Annotated in this window: 22 protein-coding genes; 11 read left to right on the forward strand and 11 right to left on the reverse strand. The window is 67.1% G+C overall.

The window, feature by feature from the left end; all coding sequences use genetic code 11:
* Positions 1 to 31: 31 nt before the first annotated feature.
* From AC07VX_RS21430 to AC07VX_RS21445, 4 genes are all read left to right on the forward strand, one after another.
* A complete protein-coding gene (locus AC07VX_RS21430; RefSeq protein ID WP_493167487.1) occupies positions 32 to 820 on the forward strand; it encodes a sialate O-acetylesterase in 789 nt (262 codons plus the stop codon).
* A gap of 125 nt (positions 821 to 945) precedes the next feature.
* On the forward strand, positions 946 to 1449 hold the full coding sequence (locus AC07VX_RS21435; RefSeq protein ID WP_493167486.1) for a gluconokinase: 504 nt from the start codon (positions 946 to 948) through the stop codon (positions 1447 to 1449).
* Positions 1446 to 2792: an MFS transporter gene (locus AC07VX_RS21440; protein ID WP_493167485.1), complete on the forward strand. Its 1347-nt coding sequence runs from the start codon at positions 1446 to 1448 to the stop codon at positions 2790 to 2792. The genes AC07VX_RS21435 and AC07VX_RS21440 overlap by 4 nt, the downstream gene beginning before the upstream one ends.
* A 4-nt stretch (positions 2793 to 2796) precedes the next feature.
* Positions 2797 to 5127, forward strand: coding sequence for a GH36-type glycosyl hydrolase domain-containing protein (locus AC07VX_RS21445; RefSeq protein ID WP_493167484.1), 2331 nt, complete (start codon positions 2797 to 2799; stop codon positions 5125 to 5127).
* On the opposite strand, the gene gntR is transcribed toward AC07VX_RS21445, so the two are convergent.
* Complete coding sequence (gntR, locus tag AC07VX_RS21450) at positions 5119 to 6165, reverse strand: HTH-type transcriptional regulator GntR (protein ID WP_493167483.1); 1047 nt, start codon at positions 6163 to 6165, stop codon at positions 5119 to 5121. The genes AC07VX_RS21445 and gntR overlap by 9 nt on opposite strands.
* 220 nt (positions 6166 to 6385) lie before the next feature.
* Between gntR and AC07VX_RS21455 the strand changes: the two genes are divergently transcribed.
* Positions 6386 to 9337 (forward strand): TonB-dependent receptor plug domain-containing protein, encoded by a 2952-nt coding sequence (locus AC07VX_RS21455; protein ID WP_493167482.1) that lies wholly within the window; start codon positions 6386 to 6388, stop codon positions 9335 to 9337.
* Between the two features lie 3 nt (positions 9338 to 9340).
* Here AC07VX_RS21455 and AC07VX_RS21460 read toward each other — a convergent pair whose 3' ends face one another.
* The 9 genes from AC07VX_RS21460 to AC07VX_RS21500 form a co-directional block, all read right to left on the reverse strand.
* Positions 9341 to 10651 (reverse strand): TRZ/ATZ family hydrolase, encoded by a 1311-nt coding sequence (locus tag AC07VX_RS21460; RefSeq protein ID WP_493167481.1) that lies wholly within the window; start codon positions 10649 to 10651, stop codon positions 9341 to 9343.
* A gap of 26 nt (positions 10652 to 10677) precedes the next feature.
* A complete protein-coding gene (locus AC07VX_RS21465) occupies positions 10678 to 11595 on the reverse strand; it encodes a ribokinase (protein WP_493167480.1) in 918 nt (305 codons plus the stop codon).
* A gap of 70 nt (positions 11596 to 11665) precedes the next feature.
* Positions 11666 to 12976 (reverse strand): citrate synthase, encoded by a 1311-nt coding sequence (gltA, locus tag AC07VX_RS21470; protein ID WP_493167478.1) that lies wholly within the window; start codon positions 12974 to 12976, stop codon positions 11666 to 11668.
* A gap of 24 nt (positions 12977 to 13000) precedes the next feature.
* Positions 13001 to 13264 (reverse strand): FAD assembly factor SdhE, encoded by a 264-nt coding sequence (locus AC07VX_RS21475; protein ID WP_493167477.1) that lies wholly within the window; start codon positions 13262 to 13264, stop codon positions 13001 to 13003.
* Positions 13265 to 13267: 3 nt separating this feature from the next.
* Positions 13268 to 13969 carry a succinate dehydrogenase iron-sulfur subunit gene (locus AC07VX_RS21480; protein WP_493167476.1) on the reverse strand — a complete coding sequence of 234 codons (702 nt, stop codon included), beginning with the start codon at positions 13967 to 13969 and terminating at the stop codon, positions 13268 to 13270.
* An 11-nt stretch (positions 13970 to 13980) separates the two neighbouring features.
* Positions 13981 to 15750, reverse strand: a complete 1770-nt coding sequence (gene sdhA / locus AC07VX_RS21485; protein WP_493167475.1) for a succinate dehydrogenase flavoprotein subunit — start codon at positions 15748 to 15750, stop codon at positions 13981 to 13983.
* Entirely contained in the window at positions 15750 to 16109 is a 360-nt protein-coding gene (gene sdhD, locus AC07VX_RS21490) for a succinate dehydrogenase, hydrophobic membrane anchor protein (RefSeq protein WP_493167473.1), read from the reverse strand. Before sdhD ends, sdhA begins: the two co-directional genes overlap by 1 nt.
* A 22-nt stretch (positions 16110 to 16131) precedes the next feature.
* Positions 16132 to 16560: a succinate dehydrogenase, cytochrome b556 subunit gene (gene sdhC, locus AC07VX_RS21495; RefSeq protein ID WP_493167472.1), complete on the reverse strand. Its 429-nt coding sequence runs from the start codon at positions 16558 to 16560 to the stop codon at positions 16132 to 16134.
* A gap of 93 nt (positions 16561 to 16653) precedes the next feature.
* On the reverse strand, positions 16654 to 17370 hold the full coding sequence (locus AC07VX_RS21500) for a GntR family transcriptional regulator (RefSeq protein WP_493167471.1): 717 nt from the start codon (positions 17368 to 17370) through the stop codon (positions 16654 to 16656).
* 113 nt (positions 17371 to 17483) lie between these two features.
* Between AC07VX_RS21500 and AC07VX_RS21505 the strand changes: the two genes are divergently transcribed.
* Positions 17484 to 18470, forward strand: a complete 987-nt coding sequence (locus AC07VX_RS21505; RefSeq protein ID WP_493167470.1) for a malate dehydrogenase — start codon at positions 17484 to 17486, stop codon at positions 18468 to 18470.
* Between the two features lie 56 nt (positions 18471 to 18526).
* On the opposite strand, the gene AC07VX_RS21510 is transcribed toward AC07VX_RS21505, so the two are convergent.
* Positions 18527 to 20095 (reverse strand): methyl-accepting chemotaxis protein, encoded by a 1569-nt coding sequence (locus AC07VX_RS21510; protein ID WP_493167469.1) that lies wholly within the window; start codon positions 20093 to 20095, stop codon positions 18527 to 18529.
* A 95-nt stretch (positions 20096 to 20190) separates the two neighbouring features.
* On the opposite strand from AC07VX_RS21510, the gene AC07VX_RS21515 reads away from it, so the two are divergent.
* The 5 genes from AC07VX_RS21515 (at position 20191) to acnB (ending at position 25361) form a co-directional block, all read left to right on the forward strand.
* Positions 20191 to 21192 (forward strand): HpcH/HpaI aldolase/citrate lyase family protein, encoded by a 1002-nt coding sequence (locus AC07VX_RS21515; RefSeq protein WP_493167468.1) that lies wholly within the window; start codon positions 20191 to 20193, stop codon positions 21190 to 21192.
* Positions 21193 to 21313: 121 nt separating this feature from the next.
* On the forward strand, positions 21314 to 21946 hold the full coding sequence (locus tag AC07VX_RS21520; protein ID WP_493167467.1) for a hypothetical protein: 633 nt from the start codon (positions 21314 to 21316) through the stop codon (positions 21944 to 21946).
* Between the two features lie 106 nt (positions 21947 to 22052).
* Positions 22053 to 22340, forward strand: coding sequence for an AbrB/MazE/SpoVT family DNA-binding domain-containing protein (locus AC07VX_RS21525; protein WP_493167466.1), 288 nt, complete (start codon positions 22053 to 22055; stop codon positions 22338 to 22340).
* Entirely contained in the window at positions 22337 to 22744 is a 408-nt protein-coding gene (locus AC07VX_RS21530; protein WP_493167465.1) for a type II toxin-antitoxin system VapC family toxin, read from the forward strand. The genes AC07VX_RS21525 and AC07VX_RS21530 overlap by 4 nt, the downstream gene beginning before the upstream one ends.
* A gap of 25 nt (positions 22745 to 22769) precedes the next feature.
* A complete protein-coding gene (gene acnB / locus AC07VX_RS21535; RefSeq protein WP_493167464.1) occupies positions 22770 to 25361 on the forward strand; it encodes a bifunctional aconitate hydratase 2/2-methylisocitrate dehydratase in 2592 nt (863 codons plus the stop codon).
* Positions 25362 to 25399: the final 38 nt, after the last annotated feature.

A 25399-nucleotide genomic window follows, 5' to 3' on the forward strand; every position in this document is an offset into this window, starting at 1 on the left:
TGGCCATACGAACTGCCAAAATTGCCTGCCGATGAATGCGCTGCAGAAAATCCTCGCCCTGCTGCTGGCCCTCGTCGCCACGGGCAGTCTCGCCCAGGCCGATGCGGCGGCCGGTCTGCCCCGGGAGCGCCTGCACATCTATCTGCTGATGGGCCAGTCCAATATGGCTGGCCGCGACACGCGCGGCATGCTCTTCCAGCAGAGCGATCCGCTCGTCCTCGCGCTGAGTGCCGATGGTCGGTGGCTCGTCGCCCGCGACCCCATCCACGCCAAGATCGGCCGCTCGGCACCAGGCGTCGGCCCGGGGATTGCCTTTGCACGCGCCATGCGGGCCAACGACCCGGCAACGGCCATCGGCCTCATTCCGACCGCCGTGGGCGGCTCGCCGCTGCAGCGCTGGGTCAAGGGAGGCGACCTGTACGAGCAGGCCCTGGCACGTGCCCGCGCAGCGGCCGCTCGCGGCGTCATCCGCGGCGTGCTTTGGCACCAGGGCGAGGCCGACGCCGAGAACCCCGCCGACGCCGCCAGCTATGGCGAGCGCCTGACGCGCATGTTCCGGGACTTACGCCAGGATCTCGGCCAGCCCGACCTGCCCATCGTCGTAGGCCAGCTCGGCGACTTTCTGTCCCGCGTCCGATGGCCAGCGGCCTACAGGGTGCGCGACGCCTTACGCTGCATGCCCGAGGCCCTGCCCGGCGTGGGGTTTGCGGACGCCACCGACCTGGATCACCTCGGCGACGAGCTGCATTTCTCGGCCAACGCCAGCCGCGAACTGGGCCGGCGCTTCGCAACTGCGATGCGCACCCTCAAAACCCACTAGGCCGGACAGGTCACCACGGGGAAGTACGGATCGCCGCCCTTCTGCGCCAGGTTAGGATAGCGCTATCCAATCTTGCTGCCTTGAACCCGGGCGGCACCATCCCGCTTCTCAGCCCACGCCTCCCAATGACTTCTTTCACGCCCGATTCCCTCGTCGTCATGGGCGTTGCCGGCAGTGGCAAATCCACCCTGGCCGCCGCGGTGGCGGCGCGTCTGGGCCGCGTCTGGCTGGAGGGCGACCGTTTCCACAGCGAGTCCAACCGCCGCAAGATGGCCGACGGCCAGGCGCTGACCGACGGCGACCGCGCCAGCTGGCTGGCCAGCCTGTGCGAGCAACTGCGCCGGCATCCGGGCGGCGTCGTCGTGGCCTGCTCAGCCCTCAAGCAAGCCTATCGCGAGCAGCTCCGGCAGGCCTCTCCCGGGCTGCGCTTCGCCTACCTGGACATCGACAAGGCAGAGGCTGGCCGGCGCGTGTCCACGCGCGGCTCGCACTTCTTCGCCGCCAGCCTCATCGACAGCCAGTTCGAGACGCTGGAGTCGCCCGTGGGCGAGCCGGGCGTGCTGCGGCTGGACGCGCTTCAGCCCCTCGCCGCGCTGGAAGCCGAGGTTTGTGCCTGGCTGCAGCCATGACCCATGCCCGCCTCACCAAGCGCGAGATCGTCGGCTACGGCCTGGGCGACATGGGTTTCAACTTCTACTGGACCAACATCTCGACCTTCCTGCTGATCTTCTACACCGACACCTTCGGCATCACCGCGGCCGCCGCGGCAACGATGCTCTTCGTCGTGAAGATCTTTAACGCCTTCACCGACCCGATGATCGGCGCCTTCGCCGACCGCATGCAGACACGCTGGGGCAAGTTCCGGCCCTTCCTGCTCTTCATGCCGCTGCCGCTGGCCGTCATCGGCGTGCTGACCTATTCAACGCCCGACCTCGGCCCCACGGGCAAGATGGTGTGGGCCTACGCGACCTACCTGCTGCTGATGACGCTCTACACCAGCGTCAATCTGCCCTACAGCGCCTTGTCGGGCGTGATTTCGGGCGATGCACGCGAGCGCAACGCGATCAACGCGTCCCGCTTCGTCGCCGGCTTCGCTGGCGGCACGATCGTCACGGCCCTGTCGCCGCGCCTCGTGGCCTGGTTCGGCGGCGGCGACGCGGCCCACGGCTGGACGCTGACCATGGTGTTCTGGGGCCTCGCCGCCGCTGCCATCTTCGCCATCACCTTCAGCACCACCACCGAACGCGTGCAGCCGCCGCAGGCCCAGCCCTCCAGCGTGCGCCAGGACCTGGCGGACCTGCGCAGCAACCGGCCGTGGATCCTGTTGTTCTTCCTCGCGCTCATCATCATGGGCGGCATCACGCTGCGCATGACCAGCGCGGCCTACTACTTCAAGTACGTGGTCAACCGGCCCGAACTGCTGGGCAGCTTCGTGCCGGCCTATCTGTTGGCCGCAGCCGCGGGCACGGCGTTCACGCCGCTGCTCACGCGCTTCATCGACAAGCGCAAGCTGATGATCGGGCTCATGCTCGCATCCACCGTGCTGTCGACCGCCTTCCTGTTCGTGCCCAGCGACCAGATCGCGCTGATGTACGTGCTGCAGATCGCACTGGGCCTGGTGCTGGGCCCCAAGTCACCGCTGTCGTTCTCAATGCTCGCCGACACGGCCGACTACAACGAATGGCGCAACGGCCGCCGCGCCACCGGCATGACCTTCGCGGCCAGCTCCTTCGCGCAGAAGCTCGGCACGGCGGTCGCGGTCGGCGTCATCGGCACGCTGTTCACGTCGCTGGGCTATGTGCCCAATGCCGTGCAGTCGGCCGAGTCACAGGCCGGCATCGTCTGGCTGATGTCCGTGATCCCTGCGGCCTTCACGCTGATGGCCGCCGTCATCATGATCTTCTACAGGCTGGACAACCCCACCATGGCGCGCATCCAGGCTGACCTCGCGGCCCGCAAATCTGCTCCCTGACACCATGCTTCACCACCTCGACGACGGCGCGCGCTGCGAACTGCCCAGCCCCACCGCCCTGCCCCAGGCCGGCGGCTTCCTCTGGAACCGCCGCATGATGATCCAGGTGACCTGCCGCGGCTATGCCACCGCGCAGTTCATGCAGCCCGAACCGGCCAAGTACGCGCATGCGCCCAACCTGGAGGCCAAGACCTTCATGCAGCCGGAGCAGGCCTACTACGCCCACCACCCCGGCCGCTTCGTCTACGTGAAGGACGAGGACACGGGCCAGCTGTTCTCGGCGCCCTACGAACCCGTACGCGCGCCAGTAGACACCTTCCGCTTCACCGTCGGTCGGCGTGAGCTGGCCTGGACCGTGGAGCACCTGGGCCTGCGCGTGGAGATGACGCTGGGCCTGCCGACCGACGACGTGGTGGAGCTGTGGGAGCTGCGCGTGACCAACCTGTCGGGCCGCGCGCGGCGCATCAGCGTCGTGCCCTACTTCCCCATCGGCTACATGTCGTGGATGAACCAGTCGGCCGAGTGGCGCGCCGACCTCGGCGGCATCGTCGCCAGCAGCGTAACGCCGTACCAGAAGGTCGCGGACCACTTCAAGAACCTGCACCTCAAGGACAAGACCTACTTCCTCTGCGAGACACCGCCCGACGCCTGGGAGGCCAGCCAGGCTGCCTTCGAGGGCGAAGGCGGCCTGCACGCCCCCAGCGCCTTGCAGGCTGACCGGCTGGCCTGCGGCGATGCCCGCTACGAGACGCCCGCCGCCTGCGTGCAGTACCGGCTGGCGCTGGAGCCGGGCGACGGCCAGACACATCGATTCCTGTTCGGCCCCGCGCTGGACGACGCCGAGATCGCACGCGTCCGCGAGGCCTACCTGAGCAAGGCCGCCTTCGCCCGCACCCGCGAGGCCTACGCCGCCTACATCGACGGCGGCCGCGGCTGCCTGCGCATCACCACGCCCGACCCCGACTTCGACCGCTTCGTGAACCACTGGCTGCCGCGCCAGGTCTTCTATCACGGTGACGTGAACCGCCTCAGCACCGACCCGCAGACGCGCAACTACCTGCAGGACAACCTGGGCATGGCCTACATCGCGCCCGGCGTCACGCGCGCCGCGCTGCTGCATGCGCTGGGCCAGCAGCACGCCAACGGCTCCATGCCCGACGGCGTCCTGATAGTCGAAGGCGCCGAGCTGAAGTACATCAACCAGGTGCCGCACACCGACCACTGCGTGTGGCTACCCGTGTGCCTGCAGGCTTACCTGGACGAGACCGGCGACTTCGCGCTGCTGAGCGTCGTGGTGAATGGGCTGACCGTCGCGCAGCGCCTGGACGCCGCCATGGCCTGGCTGCAGCAGGACCGGGACGCGCGCGGCCTGAGCTTCATCGCCCAGGGCGACTGGTGCGACCCGATGAACATGGTGGGCTACAAGGGCCGCGGCGTGTCCGGCTGGCTGACCGTGGCCGCCGCGTTTGCAATGAAGCTGTGGGCCGGCATCAGCGCCGACGCCGGCCGCACCGAAGCCGCCGAGCGCTGGCGTACGGCTTCACAGGAGCTGAACGACGCCGCCAACCGCCACCTGTGGGACGGCGACTGGTTCGCCCGCGGCATCACGGACGACGGCGTCGTCTTCGGCGTCAAATCGGATGCCGAGGGCCGCATCTACCTGAACCCGCAGTCCTGGGCCATGCTCAGCGGCGCCGCGAATGACGAGCAGCGCAGGAGGATGCTCGCGGCCATCGACGCGCAACTGGAAACGCCGCATGGCGTGGCCATGTTCAACCCGCCCTACTCCCGCATGCGCGACGACGTGGGCCGCGTCACGCAGAAGCATTCGGGCTCGGCCGAGAATGGCGCGGTCTACAACCACGCGGCCAGCTTCTACGTGCACGCGCTCTACGACGCTGGCGAGGCCGACCGCGCCTTCAGCGCGCTGCGCCGCATGATCCCGGGGCCGGAGGAGGCCGACCTGCTGCAGCGCGGCCAGTTGCCCGTCTTCATCCCCAACTACTACCGCGGCGCTCACCAGCAATATCCGCGCACCGCCGGCCGCTCCAGCCAGCTCTTCAACACCGGCACGGCGGCCTGGGCCTATCGCAGCGTCATCGAGGGCCTGTGCGGCCTGCGAGGCCACGCCGAGGGCTTGCGGGTGGATCCGCAGTTGCCGACGGGCTGGGGCCGTCTCAGCGCCGAGCGCGAGTTCCGCGGCGCGCGCTTCCTGCTGCAGGTGCGCCGCACTGGCCAGGCTCGCGTGCTGCTGGACGGGCAACTGCTGCCAGACGGCCTGGTTCGCAGCATCGAGGCCGGTCGCGACTACCGGCTCGACGTCGAACTAGCTTGACGCCCGCCGCACCACCTGGAAGCCCAGGTCCAGATGCGGCGTCTCCACCGGCTGGCCGCGCATGAGCTTCATCAGCATCTGCGCCGCCTGCTCGCCGATCTCGCGGCGCGGCGTGGCCACGGTGGTCAGCGGCGGCACCATCTGGTCGCTGCCGGGCAGGTCGTTGAAGCCGGCCACCGCCACACGGCCTGGCACGGCCACGCCCAGGCGCAAGGCCGCCAGCAGCGCGCCCTGGGCCAGGTCGTCGTTGCAGAAGAAGATGGCGTCGGTCTCGGGCGCCTCGCGCAGCACGCGCTCCAGCATCGCGCCGCCCAGCGCCATCGACGACGGCTCGGCGCTCAGCACCTTGTTCACGCGGCCGCCCAAGCCGGCCCCGACGAGGGCGGCTTCATAGCCCTCGCCACGCTCCAGCGTGCGCGGGTCCAGTTGGGCGGCGACGTAAGCAATCCGGCGCCGGCCACCGTCCAGCAACTGCTGCGTGATGGCCCGCCCGGCATCGCGCTGCGAGAAGCCCACGCTGTAGCCACCCGCGTCCTCGCCGACCTCCATCACACGAACGCAGGGAATGCCGCTGCCTTCGATCATGGCCGTCGCCGCCGGGCTGCGGTCGCTGCCGGTCACGATGAGCCCCGCCGGCCGGTGGGCCAGGAAGCTGCGCAGCACGGCCTCTTCCTCGCCCGCGTCGTAGTGCGTGACGCCGATCAGCGTCTGGTAACCGGCCGGTACCAGCGTGTTCTGCACAGCGTCCAGCAGTTCCACGAACAAGGTGTTGCTGAGCTTGGGGATCAGCACCGCCACGTGAGAGCTGCGGGCCGAGGCCAGCGCCCGGGCTGCCGGGTCGGGCACATAGCCCAGCGAGGCGGCGGCCGCCTGCACGCGCTCGACCAGATCCTGCGCCACGGCGCGCTCCCCGCGCAGGGCGCGGGACACCGTGATCGGGCTGACGCCCGCCGCCTCCGCCACATCGGCCAGCGTGACCCGGCCTGTGGCCCGCGTGCGTCGTACTGGAGCGGCGGAATCGGGCTTGAAAGGGGGCATGGCTAGATAGTATCCCCCATACCATTGGGGTGACTCGGCGCGTAGGATAGCGCAATCCCACCTTGAAACACGCTGTACCTGCGAATGCTTCAAGACGGGCGACAGGCTCCGCTTGCCGAAGACCTGAATGGCTGACGCCATTTTTTTTGAATCTTCGGACAGCGCTATCCAGTTCATCGACAACAAGACAGCACACCCGCTGCCGAACCAGGAGACATCCATGCGTACCCCCGGTCATCGAACCCTGATCCATCTCGCCGCCCTCACCACCTGCGCCAGCCTGGCTCTGGCCGCCCACGCCCAGGACGCCGCGCCGCCCGCCGCCGAGGCCCAGCCCGCCGAGGGCAACGTGCTCAGCCCGGTCGTCATCTCCGGCTCGCGCATTTCCGCACGCGGCTTCACCCAGCCCACGCCGACGACGCGCATGGTGGCCGCCGACCTGGAGAAGGTCGCCAAGCCCAACCTCTTCAACGCGATTGCCGAACTGCCCGCGTTGCAGGGCAGCACAGGCCGCACCACCAGCACCAACAGCACCAGCAGCGGCATCCAGGGCCTGAGCTCGCTGAGCCTGCGGGGCCTCGGCCCCATCCGCACGCTGACGCTGTTGGACGGCCAGCGCGTCGTCGGCGCCAACGTGACAGGCGTGACAGATGTAAGCCAGTTCCCTCAGCTGCTCGTCAAGCAGGTGGACGTGGTAACCGGCGGCGCCTCGGCCTCCTACGGCTCCGACGCCGTCGGCGGCGTGGTGAACTTCATCACCGACAAGCGCTTCACCGGCTTCAAGGCCAATGTCGAGGCCGGCGAGACCAATTACCACGACGACCGCAACACCACGCTGCAGGCAGCCTGGGGCAGCGACTTCCTGGACGGTCGCGCCCACCTCGCCGCGAGTGTCGAATACAGCCGCGAGCACGGCGTGCCCTCCCCCCGCTTCGGCGGCGCCGGCGCCAACGGCCGCACCTGGTTCAAGAACCCGGCCTTCCAGGTGCGCCCCATCTCGCAGACGACGGATGGCAAGCCGCAGTACACGGCCATCGAGAACGCCCAGCAGTTCCAGTACGCCAAGTTCGGACTCATCACTAACGGCCCGCTGCAGGGCACGGCCTTCGGCAAGGACGGCGCGCCCTTCAAGTTCAACTACGGCTCCAACGGCGTGCCCACGGGCACCGGCGCCGTCACGGGTTGCATCACGCCCTTCTGCGTCGGCGGCGACCTGGCCGGCACGGTCGGCGGCGGCACGACGCTGGGCATGAACATGGAGCGCCAGGTGTTCTACACCCGCGGCAGCTATGAGCTGAACGACGACCACGAGGTCTTCTTCACGCTGAACTACGGCAAGGTGGACTCCCGCTTCACGCCCAACCCCGGCGCGGCCAAGAACGCCAACCTGACCATCCAGTGCAGCAACCCCTTCGTGCCGGCCTCCATCCAGGCGGCCTGCGCGAGCAACGGCATCACCAGCTTCCAGTTCGGCACGTCCAACGCCGAGTTCCCCAGCGACATCGACGTCAACCCGGTGCGCACGCAGGCGCGCCTGACGGTCGGCGCCAACGGCAAGTTCGACGCCTTCGGCAAGCCCTGGACCTACGACGCCTACGCCACGCACGGCCAGAACACCATCGACATCAGCGTGGCCAACATGACGCTGAACCCGCGCTACAACGCCGCCATCGACGCCATCAAGACGAGCGACGGCCGCATCATCTGCCGTAACCCGGCCGCCGCGGCGGCCGGCTGCGTGCCGCTGAACGTGCTCGGCGACGTTCCCATCGATCCGGCCGCCTGGGCCTACATCGCCCCGGCCAACGGCCCGCACCAGCACTCGCGCCAGCGCCAGTCGGTCGCCAGCTTCAGCGTCAACGGCGAGCCCTTCTCGCTGTGGGCCGGCCCGGTGGCCGTGGCCTTCGGCGGCGAGGTGCGCAAGGAGCAGTACTACGTGCTGGGCGACCCCTACGGCAACGGCGTCTCCGCCACCAGCCCCAACAGCGCCGAGTACCCGGCCGACCCGCTGCTCAACACCGCCATCGGCAACAACTGGTACGCCGGCAACTATCACAACGCCGAGGGCGGCTACAACGTCAAGGAAGGCTTCCTGGAGCTGAACCTGCCGCTGTTCAAGTCCGCCAGCCTGGGTGAAGCCAACTTCAATGTCGCCGGCCGCCACACGCGCTACAGCACCTCGGGCGGTGTCGACGCCTGGAAGGCCGGATCGACCTGGAAGACCGGCATCGATGGCCTACGGCTTCGTGCCGTGACGTCCAAGGACGTGCGCGCACCCAACCTCAGCGAGCTCTACGCCGCGCCGCTGGTTGTCAACAACACCGTCAACTACGGCGGCACGACGCTGACCGTCCAGCAGCGCACCATCGGCAACACGAACCTCCGCCCGGAGACGGCCCGCAACACCACCTTCGGCCTGGTGCTGGCCCAGCCGAGCTGGGCGCCGGGCTTCAGCGCCTCGGTCGACTATTTCGACATCAAGGTCAACGACGTGATCTCTTCGCTCAGCGCCCAGCAGGAGGTGGACCTCTGCGTGGCCGGCAACCAGGAGATCTGCGCCGCGATGGACCTCGTCAGCCCGACCAAGTTCGTCACGCTGCAGGCCTTCAACCTTGCCTCCATGCGCAACAAGGGCATGGACCTCGAAGGCCTGTTCCGCTTCGGCCTCGCTGGCCTGCCCGGCAAGATCACGCTGCGCGGCCTGGCGACCTACACGAAGAGCTTCGTGATCAACTCGGGCGTCGTGGGCACCATCCCGACCGAGGCGGCTGGCGTCAACGTCGCCAACGTCAACAACGTCGGCTTCACGCCCAAGTGGAAGGCGCAGTTCTCGCAGTCTTGGGAGAACGATGCCGTCAGCCTGACCTTGTCGCAGCGCTGGATCAGCAACGGCGTCTACAGCAACGAGTACATCGAGTGCCAGACCAACTGCCCGGTCGCCACGGCCGTCCACCCGACCATCCTGAACAACCAGATGAAGGGGGCGTTCTACTGGGACATCGGCGGGTCCTACAAGGTCAACAAGAACCTGTCGGTCTACCTCAAGATCGACAACCTGACCGACGTGGACCCGCCGTCCGCGCCGCAGACGGGCACGGGCTACGGCATCAACCCCTTCCTGTACGACGTGCTGGGACGCCAGTACCGGATCGGGGCGCGGATGCAGTTCTGAGCGTCAGCCGGCCTTCATCCGGCCAACGACGTCGCGCACCTCGGCCAGCAGGCCGGGGACGTCGATGGTCGTCGGCTGGCGGTCACGCAGCAACTGGCGGCCGCCGACCCACACGCTGCTGACGTGCTCGCGGCCGGCCACGTAGACGAGCTGGGCGGCGGCGTTGTAGACAGGCTGGCACTCAATGCTGTCCAGCGACACGGCCACGACGTCGGCCAGCTTGCCCACTTCCAGCGAACCGAGGTCATCGGCCCGCCCCATGGCCTTGGCGGCGCGGATGGTGGCCATCTCCAGCGCGGTGCGCGCCGACGCGACGGTCGGGTCGCCGGTGATGCCCTTGGCCAGCAGCGCGGCCGAGCGGATCTCGCCGAACATGTCCAGGCGGTTGTTGGACGCCGCACCGTCGGTGCCGAGGATGGCGTTGACGCCGGCTGCTTCCAGTGCTTTCAGCGGCATGACGCCGGAGGCCAGCTTGAGGTTGGAGTTGGGGTTGTGCACCAGGTGCACGCCCTTCCTGGACATCAGCTCGATCTCGCCCTCGTCGAGGTGGACCATATGCACGGCAATCATGCGCTCGTTGAACAGGCCCAGCCTGTCCAGCCGCGCGATGGGACGCATGCCGTGGGCCTTGAGGCCGTCCGACACCTCGCCGGCCGTCTCGTGGATGTGGCAGTGCATCTGGATGTCCAGCTTCTCGGCCAGATCACGCAGCTTGACGAAGGTCTCGTCCGAGACCGTGTAGGGCGCGTGGGGGGCGCTGGTCCAGTCCAGCAGTGGCTCACCCTTGTACTGCTCGTAGGCCGCCACACCCTTGGCGATGTAGTCGTCCGGGCCCGAGGCATAGCCGGTCGGGAAATCGATGACGTTGATCGACACGGCGGCACGCACCCCGGAGTCCACGGCCGCGCGGGCCATCGCCGTCGGGAAGAAATACATGTCGTTGATGTAGGTCGTGCCGCTGCGCAGACCTTCGGCAGCCGCGAGCTTGGAGCCCAGATAGGTCCAGGCTTCGCTGACCCACTTCTTCTCCAGCGGCCAGATGTGGTTCTGCAGCCAGTCCATCAGCGGCACGTCGTCGGCAACGCCGCGCAGCAACGTCATGGCCGAGTGGGCATGACCATTGATGAGGCCGGGGATGAGGATCTGCTCGGGCAGCTCGACGCGTGCGGCCTGGGGGTACTGGGCCAGCAGCGTCTCGCGCGGGCCGATGGCGGCAATGCGCTCGCCATCGATCAGCAGCGCATGGTTCTCCAGCGTGTCTTCGCCGGCCTTCATCGTCAGGATCCAGCGGGGCAGCAGCAGGGTCTGGGACATCTCTTGTTCTCCTTGTGGGATTCGATTCATTGCGCGAGCAGTTGCTCGACTTCTTCGCGGCGCGGCATGGCGTCCTGAACGCCGGGGCGGGACACGGCCAGCGCCGCCGCGGCCTGGGCAAAGGCAAGTGCCTTGTCGATGCCCTGCCCCTCAGCCAGCGCGGTGACAAGTGCACCGACGAGGGTATCGCCTGCACCCACGGTGTCGACCGCCTTCACGGGCCGCGCCGGCACGCGGCGAGCACCATCGGCGTCGACCCAGCACAGGCCTTCAGCACCCAACGACACGAGAACCGCCACCGGCCCCTTCGCCCGCAAGGCCCTGGCCAGTGCTTCGGGCTCGGCCACGCCGCCGCCCAGTGTCGTGACGAGGGCCTGGGCCTCCAGCGCGTTGACGACGAGCAGGTCGACATGCGGCAGCAACGCCTCGCAGCCAGGGCGAAACGGCGCGGCATTCAGCAGCGTCTTCACGCCTTCGGCATGGGCGCGCTGAAAGGCACGCGAGACGCTTTCCAGCGGCAACTCCTGCTGGGCCACCAGCCAGCGCAGACCTGCCAGTTCCAACGCCTCGACCTGCGCCAGCGGCAGCGTGCCGTTGGAGCCGGCGACGGTCACGATCTGATTCTCGGCATCCTCGGCCCCAACGACGATCAGCGCCACGCCCGGCACCTCGTCAGCCGGCTGAGTGACGGCACGCGTGTCGACGCCCTCACCCTTCAGCTGCTCCACCATCCCCGCACCGTTTTCCTTCAGACCCACGCGGGCGGCAAGCGCCACGGACGCCCCAAGGCGTGCCGCCGCGACCGCCTGGTTGGCGCCCTTGCCTCCCAGGCAGGAGCCGAACCGCTGGCCACGCAACGTCTCACCTGGCAGAGGCAGGCGCGGCGCATGCACGATGAGGTCGCGGTTGACGCTGCCGAGGACGAGGATCTCAGGTGCGGACATCAGGATTGCTGGCTCCAAAACGAAAGAACCCCTCGGGGCTCCGAGGGGTTCGCGTAAGGCGAGAAGCTTGTCAGCGCTGGGCGATGGGCTTGACGTCGCGCGGTGCCGCGCCGACGAAGAGCTGGCGCGGGCGGCCGATCTTGTACTCGGGGTCACCGATCATCTCATTGAGCTGGGCGATCCAGCCGACCGTGCGGGCCAGCGCGAAGATGGCGGTGAACAGCGGCACGGGGATGCCGATGGCGCGCTGCACGATACCCGAGTAGAAGTCGACGTTCGGGTAGAGCTTGCGGGCGACGAAGTACTCGTCTTCCAGCGCGATCTGCTCCAGCTTCATGGCCAGCTCGAACAGCGGGTCGTTCTGCAGGCCCAGCTCGGCCAGCACCTCGTGGCAGGTCTCGCGCATAAGCTTGGCGCGCGGGTCGTAGTTCTTGTAGACGCGGTGACCGAAGCCCATCAGCTTGACGCCGGAGTTCTTGTCCTTGACCTTGCTGATGAAGTCGCCGATGCGGGCCACGCCGCCCTGCTTCTGGATGTCGCCCAGCATGTTCAGGCACGCCTCGTTGGCGCCGCCGTGCGCCGGGCCCCACAGGCAGGCCACGCCGGCCGCGATGGCCGCGAACGGATTGGTGCCCGACGAGCCGCACAGGCGCACGGTCGAGGTCGAAGCGTTCTGCTCGTGGTCGGCATGCAGAGTGAAGATGCGGTCCATCGCGCGGACCAGCACGTCGTTGGGCTTGTAGTCCTCGCACGGCGTGGCAAACATCATGCGCATGAAGTTGCCGGCGTACGAGAGGTCGTTCTTCGGGTAGATGTAGGGCTGGCCGATCGTGTACTTGTAGGCCATGGCCACCAGCGTGGGCATCTTGGCGATCAGGCGGATCGCCGCGATCTCGCGGTGCTCGGGGTTATTGATATCGGTGCTGTCGTGATAGAAGGCCGACAGCGCTCCCACCAGGCCCGTCATGACGGCCATCGGGTGGGCGTCACGGCGGAAGCCGCGCAGGAAGAACTGCATCTGCTCGTTGACCATGGTGTGGTGCATCACACGGTCTTCGAAGTTGGCCTTCTGGGCCGGGTTGGGCAGCTCTCCGTACAGCAGCAGGTAGCAGGTTTCGAGGTAGTCGCAGTTCACCGCGAGCTGCTCGATGGGGTAGCCGCGATACAGCAACTCGCCCTTGTCACCGTCAATGTAGGTGATGGTGGAGTTGCAGGACGCCGTCGACAGGAAGCCGGGGTCGTAGGTGAACTTGCCGGTCTGGCCGTAGAGCTTGCGGATGTCGATGACATCCGGACCGATCGTGCCCTTGTACAGGGGCAGGTCCATCGAGGGGCTGCCGTCGGAGAACGACAGGGTGGCTTTGACGTCGGACGGGGTCATGGTGCAGTCCTTAGGGTTTTGAAATCAGGTGCGCAGATCGGCAAGGACGCCTCGCACGGCAGCAGTGTCAATTTCACCACTGGGCTCCTTGCGGCGCAGTAACAGGTCGAGAAGGTCGTTGTCGGCCAGGTCCATCAACATCGTCAAGCCTTCGGCTTGCGCGACGCTGATGCCCGAGTCGGCATGCCGGGTAAAGAATCGTTCGATGAAGAGGTCGTTCTCCAGCAGGCCTCGGCGGCAGCGCCAGCGCAGTTTGGAGAGTTCGCGTTCACCGATCAGTTCAGGCATGCGTCAGACCGCGCGGCGGACCATCAGTTCCTTGATCTTGCCGATGGCTTTCGTGGGATTCAGGCCCTTCGGGCAGACGTCCACGCAGTTCATGATGGTGTGACAGCGGAACAGCCGGTAGGGATCCTCGAGGTTGTCCAGGCGCTCGTTGGTGGCTTCGTCGCGGCTGTCGGCGATGAAGCGGTAGGCCTGCAGCAGGCCGGCCGGGCCGACGAACTTGTCGGGGTTCCACCAGAAGCTCGGGCAGCTCGTGGAGCAGCTCGCGCACAGGATGCATTCGTACAGGCCGTCCAGCTCCTCGCGCTCGACGGGCGACTGCAGCCGCTCCTTCTCGGGCGGGATGTTGTCGTTGACGAGGTACGGCTTGATCGAGTGGTACTGCTTGAAGAACTGCGTCATGTCGACGATGAGGTCGCGCACGACGGGCAGGCCCGGCAGCGGCTTGAGCACGATGGTGCCCGGCAGCGTGCGCATGTTCGTCAGGCAGGCCAGGCCGTTCTTGCCGTTGATGTTCATCGCGTCCGAACCGCAGACGCCTTCGCGGCAGGAGCGGCGGAAGGACAGTGTGGGGTCGACCGCCTTCAGCTTGACCAGGGCGTCGAGCAGCATGCGCTCGTGCCCGTCCAGCTCGACCTCGAGGGTCTGCATGTAAGGCTTGGCGTCCTTGTCGGGGTCGTAGCGGTAGATCTGGAAGGTGCGCTTCATGTCTGGCTCACTTAGAAGGTACGGACCTTCGGGGGCACGGATTCAACCGTCAACGGGGTCAGGTTCACAGGCTTGTAGTCCAGGCGGTTGCCTTCGGAATACCACAGCGTGTGCTTCATCCAGTTTGCGTCGTCGCGGTTCGGGTAGTCGTTGTGCGCGTGGGCACCACGGCTCTCGGGGCGGGCGGCTGCGGAGATCATCGTGGCCTGCGCGGCTTCGATGAGGTTCTCCACTTCCAGCGCCTCGACACGCTCGGTGTTGAAGACCTTGGACTTGTCCTTCAGGCCGATGCCGGCGACGCGCTTGGCGACTTCCTTGATCTTGGCCACGCCTTCGTCCATGGAGGCCTGCGTGCGGAACACGCCGGCATGCTTCTGCATGGTCGAGCGGATGTCGTTGGCAACGTTCTGGGCGTACTCGCCGTCGGTGGCCGACTCCAGCCGCGCCAGGCGGGCCAGGGTCTTGTCGGCGGCGTCCTTGGGCAGGTCCTTGTGGGACTTCGTCTTCAGGTTGAAATCGACGATATGGTTGCCCGCGGCGCGGCCGAAGACGACCAGGTCCAGCAGCGAGTTGGTGCCCAGGCGGTTGGCGCCGTGCACCGACACGCAGGAGCACTCGCCCACGGCGTAGAGGCCGTTGATGATGTCGTTGTGCTTGCCGTTTTTCGGAATGACGACCTGGCCGTGCACGTTGGTCGGAATGCCACCCATCTGGTAGTGGATGGTGGGCACCACGGGGATGGGTTCCTTCGTGATGTCGACGTTGGCGAAGTTGTGGCCGATCTCAAGCACCGAGGGCAGGCGCTTGGCGATGGTCTCGGCACCCAGGTGGGTCATGTCCAGCAGCACGTAGTCCTTGTTGGGACCGCAGCCGCGACCTTCCTTGATCTCCTGGTCCATCGAGCGGGACACGAAGTCGCGCGGGGCCAGGTCCTTCAGCGTCGGGGCATAGCGCTCCATGAAGCGCTCGCCGTTGGCGTTGCGCAGGATCGCGCCTTCACCGCGGCAGCCTTCGGTCAGCAGCACGCCCGCGCCGGCCACGCCGGTGGGGTGGAACTGCCAGAACTCCATGTCTTCCAGCGGAATGCCTGCACGCGCCGCCATGCCCAGGCCGTCACCGGTGTTGATGAAGGCGTTGGTGGAGGCCGCGAAGATGCGACCGGCGCCGCCGGTGGCCAGCAACACGGTCTTGGCGTGCAGGATGTGGACCTCGCCGGTTTCCATCTCCAGCGCGGTCACGCCGACGGCATCGCCTTCGGCGTCGCGGATGATGTCCAGCGCCATCCACTCGACGAAGAACTGCGTGCGGGCCTTGACGTTCTGCTGGTACAGCGTGTGCAGCAGCGCGTGGCCCGTGCGGTCGGCCGCGGCGCAGGCGCGCTGCACGGGCTTCTCGCCGTAGTTGGCGGTGTGGCCGCCGAACGGGCGCTGGTAGATGGTGCCGTCGGCGTTGCGGTCGAACGGCATGCCGAAATGCTCGAGCTCGTAGACGACCTTGGGAGCCTCGCGGCACATGAACTCGATGGCGTCCTGGTCACCCAGCCAGTCCGAGCCCTTGACGGTGTCGAAGAAGTGGTAGTGCCAGTTGTCCTCGGACATGTTGCCCAGGGACGCGCCGATGCCGCCCTGGGCGGCGACAGTGTGCGAGCGGGTCGGGAAGACCTTGGACAGCACGGCCACGTTCAGGCCGGCCAGCGCCAGCTGCAGCGAGGCGCGCATGCCGGAGCCACCGGCCCCGACGATGACCACGTCGAACTTGCGGGTCGAAATCTTTGCCGTCATCACAGTCTCCACAGCACCTGGATTGCCCAGCCGGCACAGCCAAGCAACCACACGATCGAAAACACTTGCAGGGCCAGCCGGACACCGACGGGCTTCACGTAGTCCATCCAGATGTCGCGCACTCCCACCCAGGCGTGGTAGGCCAGCGCCAGGATGGTGACGAAGCTCAGAACCTTCATCCACTGCTGGGAGAAGATGGCCGCCCAGCGGTCATAGCCCAGCGCGCCGGGCATCAGCAGCTGCGCGAGCAGCACGATGGTGAACAGGGCCATCAGCACGGCCGTCGCACGCTGGGCCAGCCAGTCGCGCAGGCCGTAATGGGCGCCCACGACGAGGCGCTTGGAGCCGAAAGTGCTCATTGTTGTTGTCCTTCCGAAGATGTCAGTACAGGCCGAACAGCTTGGCGCCGAGCGCCAACGTCAGCACCACGCTCAGGGCCAGCGTGACGATGGCCGAGCTGTGCCCCTGGGCCTTGCTGACGCTGTGCGTCGCGTCCATCCACAGGTGGCGCACGCCGGCAATGAAGTGGTGCAGATAGGCCCAGATCAGCCCCAGCGCCACCAGCTTCACGAACCAACCCGGAATGCCCGCGGCGCCGGCGACGAAGACGTTGGTGAACACGTCGAAGGAGATCTCCGAGCTCAGGCTGTTGTCCAGCATCCAGACCACGAAGGGCAGCAGCACGAACATCAGCAGGCCGCTGACGCGATGCAGGATGGAGACGATGCCGGCAGGCGGGAGGCGATAACTGACGATCTGCGTAACGTGAATATTTCGGTAAACCGGTCTTGCCTTGGCGCTGTCCGTCATGGTCTAGCCTGCGTAATCAGTGTGAAACCGAAAGATTCTAGGGCCAAGACAGAGTCCGAGCTTCGCGGTTGCTGCACTGCGGCATTGTCAGATTCAGTTCAACTCATTGCGGTAGTGGTCCACGTCCGTGTGGTAGAGGCCGCGGCGCAATTCGACCGGTCGGTCGCCGTAGGTGTAGGCCACGCGCTCGACGCTCAGCAGCGGCGCCCCCTCCCCCACGCCCAGCAATTTGGCAGCGTCGACCCCGGCCGCGACGGCGCGCAGCTTTTCCTCGGCGCGCACCATGTGCACCTGGTACCGCTCCTCGAACAGCGCATAGAGCGTGCCCGGATAGGCATTGATCACGTCGCTGTTCAGCCCCTGGAAGTGCCGCTCGGGCAGCCAGAGGTCGTCCAGCACGACGGCCTGGCCACGCCGCAGCAGCAGGCGCCGCACCTCGATGACGGGCTCGGAAGTGCGCAGGTGCAGTGCCCGCGCCGTCTCCGCCGTGGCGCGCGCGCGTCGGCAATGGACCAACTCGCGGGTGAAGCCCTTGACGCCGTCGTCGGCCACGAGACGCAGGAACCGGTAGGCGTCGCGCGGCGCCGTATGCGTCGCCACGAAGGTGCCGCTGCCCTGGCGGCGCTCGACGACATGGGCCGCAGTCAGTTCGTCAAGCGCCCGCCGCACCGTGCCCGGGCTGGCATGGAAGCGTTCCGCCAGGGCGGCCTCGCTGGGCAGAGCATCACCCGGCCGCCATTCGCCGGCCGCGAGGGCAGCCACGATCAACTGGCGAATCTGTTCGTACAAAGGCGCGGCGGTCTTCGGCATAAGCGCATTGCAGCACAGGGCCAGCAGGGTAAGCCCGTACACTTGCCCGCCTTCAGGCGATGCGCATGGCGCCGCCTCGACGTCAGCTTTATCAACTGTCCCCGGAGATTTCCATGAGCAAGAAACCCGTTCGCGTCGCCGTTACCGGCGCTGCCGGCCAGATCGGCTACGCCCTGCTGTTCCGCATCGCTTCCGGCGAAATGCTGGGCAAGGACCAGCCCGTCATCCTGCAGCTGTTGGAGATTCCCGACGAGAAGGCTCAGAACGCGCTGAAGGGCGTGATCATGGAATTGGAAGACTGCGCCTTTCCGCTGCTGGCCGGCATCGAAGCGCACAGCGATCCGATGACCGCCTTCAAGGACACCGACTACGCGCTGCTGGTGGGTTCGCGTCCGCGCGGCCCTGGCATGGAGCGCGCCGAGCTGCTGTCCATCAACGGCGCCATCTTCACCACGCAGGGCAAGGCGCTCAACGCCGTCGCCTCGCGCAACGTCAAGGTGCTGGTGGTCGGCAACCCCGCCAACACCAACGCCTACATCGCGATGAAGTCGGCCCCGGACCTGCCGGCCAAGAACTTCACCGCCATGCTGCGCCTGGACCACAACCGCGCCGCGTCGCAACTGGCCGCCAAGACCGGCAAGGCCGTCGCCTCCATCGAAAAGCTGGCCGTCTGGGGCAACCACTCGCCCACGATGTACGCCGACTATCGCAATGCCACCATCGACGGCCAGTCGGTCAAGGCCCTGATCAACGACGAGCAGTGGAACCGCGAGGTCTTCCTGCCCACCGTCGGCAAGCGCGGCGCGGCCATCATTGCCGCTCGCGGCCTGTCGTCGGCCGCCTCGGCCGCCAACGCCGCCATCGACCACATGCGCGACTGGGCCCTGGGCACCAACGGCAAGTGGGTCACGATGGGCATCCCGTCGAATGGCGAATACGGCATCCCCAAGGAAGTCATGTTCGGTTACCCCGTCACCTGCGAAGGCGGCGAGTACAAGATCGTCCAGGGCATCGAAATCGACGCGTTCTCGCAGGAATGCATCAACAAGACGCTGAAGGAACTGACGGACGAGCAGGACGGCGTCAAGCATCTGCTGTAAGCAGCGGCAGCCACCTGCCAGACGAAAGGGCCAGCGATGCTGGCCCTTTTTCGTTGTCAGCCGTGAGTTGCCGGCAACCTGAAGGTCGCCACAGTCTGGACCAGTTGCTGGGCCTGCGCCTTCAGACCGTCGGCCGCCGCCGCCATTTCCTCGACCATGGCGGCGTTCTGCTGCGTGGCCTGATCCATCTGCGTGACGGCCGCCCCCACCTGGGTCACCCCCGAGCTCTGCTCCGCGCTGGACGAGCTGATCTCGCCCATGATGTCGGTCACGCGCTGAATGCTGCTGACGACCTTCTCCATCGTCTCGCCGGCCTGATCGACCAACGTGTTGCCGCGATCGACCCGCTCCATGCTTTGCGTGATGAGCTGCTTGATCTCGCGCGCCGCCTCGGCACTGCGGCCGGCCAGCAGCCGCACCTCCCCCGCCACCACGGCAAATCCCCGTCCCTGCTCACCGGCGCGCGCCGCCTCGACAGCGGCGTTCAGCGCCAGGATGTTGGTCTGGAACGCGATGCCGTCGATGACCGAGATGATGTCGCCGATGCGGCGCGAGCTGTCGTTGATGCCCTTCATCGTCTCGACGACCTGGCGCACGACCTGCCCACCTTCGGCCGCCACATGCGAGGCGTTCTGCGCCAGCTGGTTGGCCTGCATCGCGTTGTCGACGTTGTTGCGCACCGTCGCGCCCAGTTCATCCATGGACGCGGCCGTCTGCTGCAGGGCGCTGGCCTGGCTCTCGGTGCGCGCGCTGAGGTCCTGGTTGCCGGAAGCGATCTCGGAACTGGCATTGGCCACCGACTCCGAGCCGTCACGCACCTGCCGAACGATGCTGGCCATGCTGTCGCGCATGGCCTTCACGCCCTGCATGACGCTGTCGTGATCGCCTGCCCGCACGTCGATATCGACGCTGAGATCCCCCTCAGCCAGCCGGTGCGTGATCGCATTCACCCGCGTCGGCTCGCCGCCGAGCTGGCGCGTGATGCTTCGCGTGATGGCCATGCCCAGGGCCAGCAGCACGCCGACGAGGACGACCACCCCCAGGCCCGCCTGCCAGACGCGGCGCCAGATGGTCGCGTCGACGGTGTCGACATAGACCCCCGAGCCGATGATCCAGCCCCACGGCGCAAAACCCTTCACGTAAGACACCTTGGGCACCGGCTGATCGCTGCCCGGTTTCGGCCACATGTAGGGCAGAAAACCGGCGCCGTTAGCCTTGACGATGTCCACCATCTCGACGAAGAGCAGCTTGCCCGTCGGATCCTTGCTGCCCGTCAGCGTCTTGCCCTCCAGCTCCGGCTTCATCGGGTGCATGACCATGACCGGCGTGTTGTCGTTGATCCAGAAATACTCGCTGCCGCTGTAGCGCAGCCCCCGGACCGCGGCGAGGGCCGCCTTCCTGGCGTCCTCCTCGGCCAGCTTGCCCTGGGCGACCTGGGCATGAAAGTGCGCGACGACACCATGCGCCGCCTCAACTGCCTGCTGCACCGCCTGCTGCCGCTCGTTCATGATGAGCGTGCGCTCCGAGTACAGCAGGAAGCCGGCCACCAGAAACACGCCGAGGACCGCACCCAGCGTCTGCAGGGCCAGGCGCCGGGCGCAGCTTAGGGATTCGAGTCGAATCATGGTTGTCTCCAAGTATCATTGATGACTTATGTTGACACATATGACATGTCGGTGACAGTGCGGATTACACGTCCTGGCCTCGGTACATTGGAGCAATGAGCACCCTCCTCCACCCCCTCCAGGCCCTGTTCGGCCACGAAGCCGCGCGGCCCACGCTGCCCGTCGTTGACCATTACTGCGGCGTCGAGGCCCGCATGAAGAAGAGCCTGGCCTTGCAGGCCGAACTTGGCCCCGTCTTCGACATCACACTCGACGCCGAGGACGGCGCGCCGGTCGGTGGCGAAGCCGAGCACGCGCTGCTGATCGCCGAACTGGCAACCAGCGATGCCAATCGCTTTGGCCGCGTCGGCGCCCGCGTCCACCCCTGGGGCCATGCGGCCTTCGAAGCCGACGTCGACACGCTGATCGGCAAGGCCGGCGCCCGCCTTGCCTACCTGATGATCCCCAAGCCCGAAGGCGCCGACGACGTGGACAGCGCCGCCGCCGCCATCGATGCCGCGTGCGAGCGCCATGGCCAGCCGAAGCTGCCGCTGCAAGTCCTCGTCGAAACCCATGGCGCGCTGCGCGAGGTCTTCCGCATCGCCGCCCATCCACGCATCGAATCGGTCTCCTTCGGGCTGATGGATTTCGTGTCGGCTCACTGCGGCGCCATCCCGAAGACCGCGATGGAGTTGCCGGGACAGTTCGAGCACCCGCTGGTCGTGCGCGCCAAGCTCGAAGTGGCCGCGGCGTCTCATGCCTTCGGCAAGACACCCTCGCATTGCGTCGTCACCGAGTTCCGCGACACCGAGCGGCTGGCCGCCGCGGCCCGCCGCGCCGCGCGCGAGTTCGGCTACACGCGCATGTGGAGCATCCACCCCGACCAGATCCGCCCCATCGTCGAGGCCTTCGCGCCGGCGGCCGACGAGATTGCCGAAGCCGCCGAGTTGCTGCTGGCCGCCCAGGCCGCGGGCTGGGCACCGACCTCTTTCCGTGACCGATTGCACGACCGTGCCAGCTACCGCTATTTCTGGACCGTGCTGGAGCGCGCCGAGCGCACCGGCAGGCCGCTTCCGGCCGAGGCTCGACGGGCGTTTTTCCCAGCCTCCATCGGGTAAAGCACGGGCCTGGGCGCCAGATGGCCGGGCGGACAATCCTCACACCTGCTCACCCATGGCCGGCCATGTCTCGGCCATGATGCACCGCCCCCATTCCACCCACCCCTCCCGCCGACCTCCGATGCTGTTCCCCACGCTCCGCGGCTGCGCCGCCGCCCTCGTCCTCTGCGCCACCCTGCCCACCCTGGCCCAGACCCAGCCGGCCAAGGCCGCTGCCGCCAAACCCGCGCCCAAGGCTGCACCCAAGGCCGCCCCTGCCAAGAAGACGCCCCCGCCGCCGCCCGAGCCCGTGCTGAACGACGCCGACGAGCCCCAGCTCGCCGCCGCCGAGCGCGCCTACCTCGGCGACTACGCCTGCGAGTTCAAGGAATCCGTGCACATCGACAAGCACCCCAAGGTCGCGGGTTACATCAATGTGGCGTGGAAGAAGCAGCTCATCACGATGAAGCCGGTGCTGTCGTCCACCGGCGCGCTGCGCCTGGAAGACGTGACCGGCCGCACGCTGATGATCCAGATTGCCAACAAGTCCATGCTGTTGGACACCAAGATCGGCCAGCGCCTGCTGGATGACTGCATCCACCCCGAGCAGGAAAAGCTGATCGCCGCCGCCAAGGCGGCCAAGATCGCCGATCCCGAGGCCGAAGCCGCCGAGGCCGCGCGCAGCGGCCTGGGCATCACGCCCACGGCAGCTGAAACGCCCGCCGCGCCCCCGGTGGCCGCAAAGTTGGCCAAGCCGGCCAAGACCGGCAAGTAAGTCCTACGGCTTGAAACAGGCCCGGCGAGGTATGTAGAATGCATGCATACTTTCTGATGCATACCTGAGCCGCCGCCTCCAGCGGCGCTCAGTCGCTGGAGGCCCCATGGAAGCCACCGTTGCCGAACGCGGGCAGATCACACTGCCCAAAGCCGTCCGAGACGCCCTCGGCCTGACCAAGGGCACCACGCTCAAGGTCGAACTGGACGGCGGCCGCATCATCCTGCGCAAGAACGTCGATGACGCGATCTCGCGCCTGCGTGGCCGCTTCAAGCTCGACGGCTTCGCCAGCACCGACGAGGCCATGCGCTCGATCCGCGGGCACGCCCCCGGGGACCCCTACCTGCCTCCCGAACCCGAGGCCGAAACGAAGGGTGGGGAGCCCACGCCTTGATCGCCACCGACTCCTCCGTGCTGATCGACCTGATCGCCGGTGACGACGAGGCCAGCACCAGCGCTGCCGAGGCCGTGCGCCAGGCGCTGCACGTCGGCCCGGTCGTGCTGTGCGAGGTGGCGCTGGCGGAGGTGTGCACCGCATTCAAGGGCGGCACCGACGTGCTCCAGTTCCTCGAGGAACTGGGCATCCGCTTCGACGCGATGGAGGCCAAGTCGTCCCTGCGCGCCGGCGAGATGCAGCGGCGCTACCGCCAGCGCGGTGGCAACCGCACCCGCACTGTCGCCGACTTCCTGATCGGCTCGCACGCCATGATGCAGTGCGATGGCCTCATCACGCGCGACGACGGCTTCTACAGAGACTATTTCAAAGGGCTGAGGGTGGTCGTACCAACCTCTGCCTGACCTGCTGCTTCAACGGAGAAACACCATGCTTCAAGCCTACCGCCAACACGCTGCCGAGCGCGCCGCCCTCGGCATTCCGCCCCTGCCCCTGGATGCCAAGCAGGTCGCCGAGCTGATCGAGCTGATCAAGGCCCCGCCGGCCGGTGAGGATGCCTTCCTGCTGGATCTGCTGACCCACCGCGTGCCCCCGGGCGTGGACGATGCCGCCAAGGTCAAGGCCAGTTTCCTGGCCGCCGTCGCACACGGCGACATCAAGGTCGGCCTCATCTCCAAGGCTAAGGCCACCGAGTTGCTGGGCACCATGGTAGGCGGCTACAACGTGCATCCGCTGATCGAGTTGCTGGATGATGCCGAAGTCGCCGGCGTGGCCGCTGCAGGCCTGAAGAAGACGCTGCTGATGTTCGACTACTTCAACGACGTCGCCACCAAGGCCAAGGCGGGCAATGCCAAGGCCAAGGAAGTCATGCAGTCCTGGGCCGACGGCGAGTGGTTCACGACCCGCCCCGAAGTCGAGAAGAAGATCACCGTCACCGTCTTCAAGGTCCCCGGCGAAACCAACACCGACGACCTGTCGCCCGCCCCCGACGCCTGGAGCCGCCCGGACATCCCGCTGCACTACCTGGCCATGCTGAAGAACACCCGCTCCGACGCGGCCTTCAAGCCCGAGGAAGACGGCAAGCGCGGCCCGATGCAGTTCATCGAGGATCTTAAGAAGAAGGGCAACCTCGTGGCCTACGTCGGCGACGTCGTCGGCACGGGCTCCTCGCGCAAGTCCGCCACCAACTCTGTCATCTGGGCCACGGGCCAGGACATCCCCTTCGTGCCGAACAAGCGCTTCGGCGGCGTGACGCTGGGCGGCAAGATCGCTCCCATCTTCTTCAACACCCAGGAAGATTCCGGCTCGCTGCCCATCGAAGTGGACGTCAGCAAGCTCGAGATGGGCGACGTCATCGACGTGCTGCCCTACGACGGCAAGCTGGTGAAGAACGGCGAGACCGTCGCCGAGTTCAAGCTCAAGAGCGACGTGCTGTTCGACGAAGTGCGCGCCGGCGGCCGCATCAATCTCATCATCGGCCGCTCGCTGACCGCCAAGGCGCGCGAGTTCCTGGGCCTGCCCGCCTCCACGCTGTTCCGCCTGCCCTCGGCCCCCGCCGAGACCAAGGCCGGCTTCACGCTGGCGCAGAAGATGGTCGGCCGCGCAGTCGGCCTGCCCGAAGGCCAGGGCGTGCGCCCGGGCACCTACTGCGAGCCCAAGATGACCACGGTCGGCTCGCAAGACACCACCGGCCCGATGACCCGTGACGAGCTGAAGGACCTGGCCTGCCTGGGCTTCTCGGCCGACTTGGTCATGCAGTCCTTCTGCCACACGGCCGCCTATCCCAAGCCCGTGGACGTGAAGACCCACCGCGAACTGCCCGCCTTCATCAGCAACCGCGGCGGCGTGGCCCTGCGCCCAGGTGACGGCGTCATCCACAGCTGGCTGAACCGCCTGCTGCTGCCCGACACCGTCGGTACCGGTGGCGACTCCCACACCCGCTTCCCCATCGGCATCAGCTTCCCCGCAGGCTCGGGCCTGGTGGCCTTCGGCGCCGCCACTGGCGTAATGCCGCTGGACATGCCTGAATCGGTGCTCGTGCGCTTCAAGGGCGAGATGCAGCCGGGCGTGACGCTGCGCGACCTCGTGCACGCCATCCCGCTGTACGCCATCAAGGCCGGTCTGCTGACCGTCGCCAAGGCCGGCAAGAAGAACGTGTTCTCGGGCCGCATCCTCGAGATCGAAGGCCTGCCTGACCTGAAGGTCGAGCAAGCCTTCGAGCTGAGCGACGCGTCCGCCGAGCGCTCGGCCGCCGGCTGCACGATCAAGCTCAACCCGGCGCCGATCAAGGAGTACCTGACCTCCAACGTCGTGCTGATGAAGAACATGATCGCCGACGGCTATGCCGACGCGAAGACGCTGCAGCGCCGCATCGAGAAGGTCGAAGCCTGGCTGGCCAAGCCCGATCTGCTGGAAGCCGACAAGGACGCCGAATACGCCGCCGTCATCGAGATCGACCTGGCCGACATCAAGGAACCCATCCTCTGCTGCCCCAACGACCCGGACGACGCCAAGACGCTATCCGACGTGGCCGGCACCAAGATCGACGAGGCCTTCATCGGTTCGTGCATGACCAACATCGGCCACTTCCGTGCGGCAGCCAAGCTGCTGGGCGGCCAGCGCGACATCCCGGTCAAGCTGTGGGTCGCGCCGCCCACCAAGATGGACCAGAGCGAGCTGATCAAGGAAGGCCACTACGCCGCATTCGGCACGGCCGGTGCGCGCACAGAGATGCCGGGCTGCAGCCTGTGCATGGGCAACCAGGCTCAGGTGCGCGAAGGCGCAACCGTCGTGTCCACCTCCACCCGCAACTTCCCCAACCGCCTGGGCAAGAACACCAATGTGTTCCTGGCCTCGGCCGAACTGGCGGCCATCGCTTCCAAGCTGGGCAAGATCCCGACGGTGGCCGAGTATCACGAGGCCATGGGCATCATCAACAAGGACACGGCCAGCGTCTACAAGTACCTGAACTTCGACCAGATCGAAGAGTACGCAGACACCGCCAAGACCGTGGCCGCCTGAGCCTGAACGACCTCAAGGCCAGCCCGCCGTGCGCAAGC

It is taken from the genome of Roseateles sp. GW821-FHT03B02, from assembly GCF_059421025.1.

Excerpts from the sequence above, each read along its gene's own strand:
- AC07VX_RS21430 (WP_493167487.1), top strand. The coding sequence starts at position 32 with ATGAATGCGCTGCAGAAAATCCTCGCCCTGCTGCTGGCCCTCGTCGCC.
- AC07VX_RS21435 (WP_493167486.1), top strand. The coding sequence starts at position 946 with ATGACTTCTTTCACGCCCGATTCCCTCGTCGTCATGGGCGTTGCCGGC.
- AC07VX_RS21440 (WP_493167485.1), top strand. The coding sequence starts at position 1,446 with ATGACCCATGCCCGCCTCACCAAGCGCGAGATCGTCGGCTACGGCCTG.
- AC07VX_RS21445 (WP_493167484.1), top strand. The coding sequence starts at position 2,797 with ATGCTTCACCACCTCGACGACGGCGCGCGCTGCGAACTGCCCAGCCCC.
- gntR (WP_493167483.1), bottom strand. The coding sequence starts at position 6,165 with ATGCCCCCTTTCAAGCCCGATTCCGCCGCTCCAGTACGACGCACGCGG.
- AC07VX_RS21455 (WP_493167482.1), top strand. The coding sequence starts at position 6,386 with ATGCGTACCCCCGGTCATCGAACCCTGATCCATCTCGCCGCCCTCACC.
- AC07VX_RS21460 (WP_493167481.1), bottom strand. The coding sequence starts at position 10,651 with ATGTCCCAGACCCTGCTGCTGCCCCGCTGGATCCTGACGATGAAGGCC.
- AC07VX_RS21465 (WP_493167480.1), bottom strand. The coding sequence starts at position 11,595 with ATGTCCGCACCTGAGATCCTCGTCCTCGGCAGCGTCAACCGCGACCTC.
- gltA (WP_493167478.1), bottom strand. The coding sequence starts at position 12,976 with ATGACCCCGTCCGACGTCAAAGCCACCCTGTCGTTCTCCGACGGCAGC.
- AC07VX_RS21475 (WP_493167477.1), bottom strand. The coding sequence starts at position 13,264 with ATGCCTGAACTGATCGGTGAACGCGAACTCTCCAAACTGCGCTGGCGC.
- AC07VX_RS21480 (WP_493167476.1), bottom strand. The coding sequence starts at position 13,969 with ATGAAGCGCACCTTCCAGATCTACCGCTACGACCCCGACAAGGACGCC.
- sdhA (WP_493167475.1), bottom strand. The coding sequence starts at position 15,750 with ATGACGGCAAAGATTTCGACCCGCAAGTTCGACGTGGTCATCGTCGGG.
- sdhD (WP_493167473.1), bottom strand. The coding sequence starts at position 16,109 with ATGAGCACTTTCGGCTCCAAGCGCCTCGTCGTGGGCGCCCATTACGGC.
- sdhC (WP_493167472.1), bottom strand. The coding sequence starts at position 16,560 with ATGACGGACAGCGCCAAGGCAAGACCGGTTTACCGAAATATTCACGTT.
- AC07VX_RS21500 (WP_493167471.1), bottom strand. The coding sequence starts at position 17,370 with ATGCCGAAGACCGCCGCGCCTTTGTACGAACAGATTCGCCAGTTGATC.
- AC07VX_RS21505 (WP_493167470.1), top strand. The coding sequence starts at position 17,484 with ATGAGCAAGAAACCCGTTCGCGTCGCCGTTACCGGCGCTGCCGGCCAG.
- AC07VX_RS21510 (WP_493167469.1), bottom strand. The coding sequence starts at position 20,095 with ATGATTCGACTCGAATCCCTAAGCTGCGCCCGGCGCCTGGCCCTGCAG.
- AC07VX_RS21515 (WP_493167468.1), top strand. The coding sequence starts at position 20,191 with ATGAGCACCCTCCTCCACCCCCTCCAGGCCCTGTTCGGCCACGAAGCC.
- AC07VX_RS21520 (WP_493167467.1), top strand. The coding sequence starts at position 21,314 with ATGCTGTTCCCCACGCTCCGCGGCTGCGCCGCCGCCCTCGTCCTCTGC.
- AC07VX_RS21525 (WP_493167466.1), top strand. The coding sequence starts at position 22,053 with ATGGAAGCCACCGTTGCCGAACGCGGGCAGATCACACTGCCCAAAGCC.
- acnB (WP_493167464.1), top strand. The coding sequence starts at position 22,770 with ATGCTTCAAGCCTACCGCCAACACGCTGCCGAGCGCGCCGCCCTCGGC.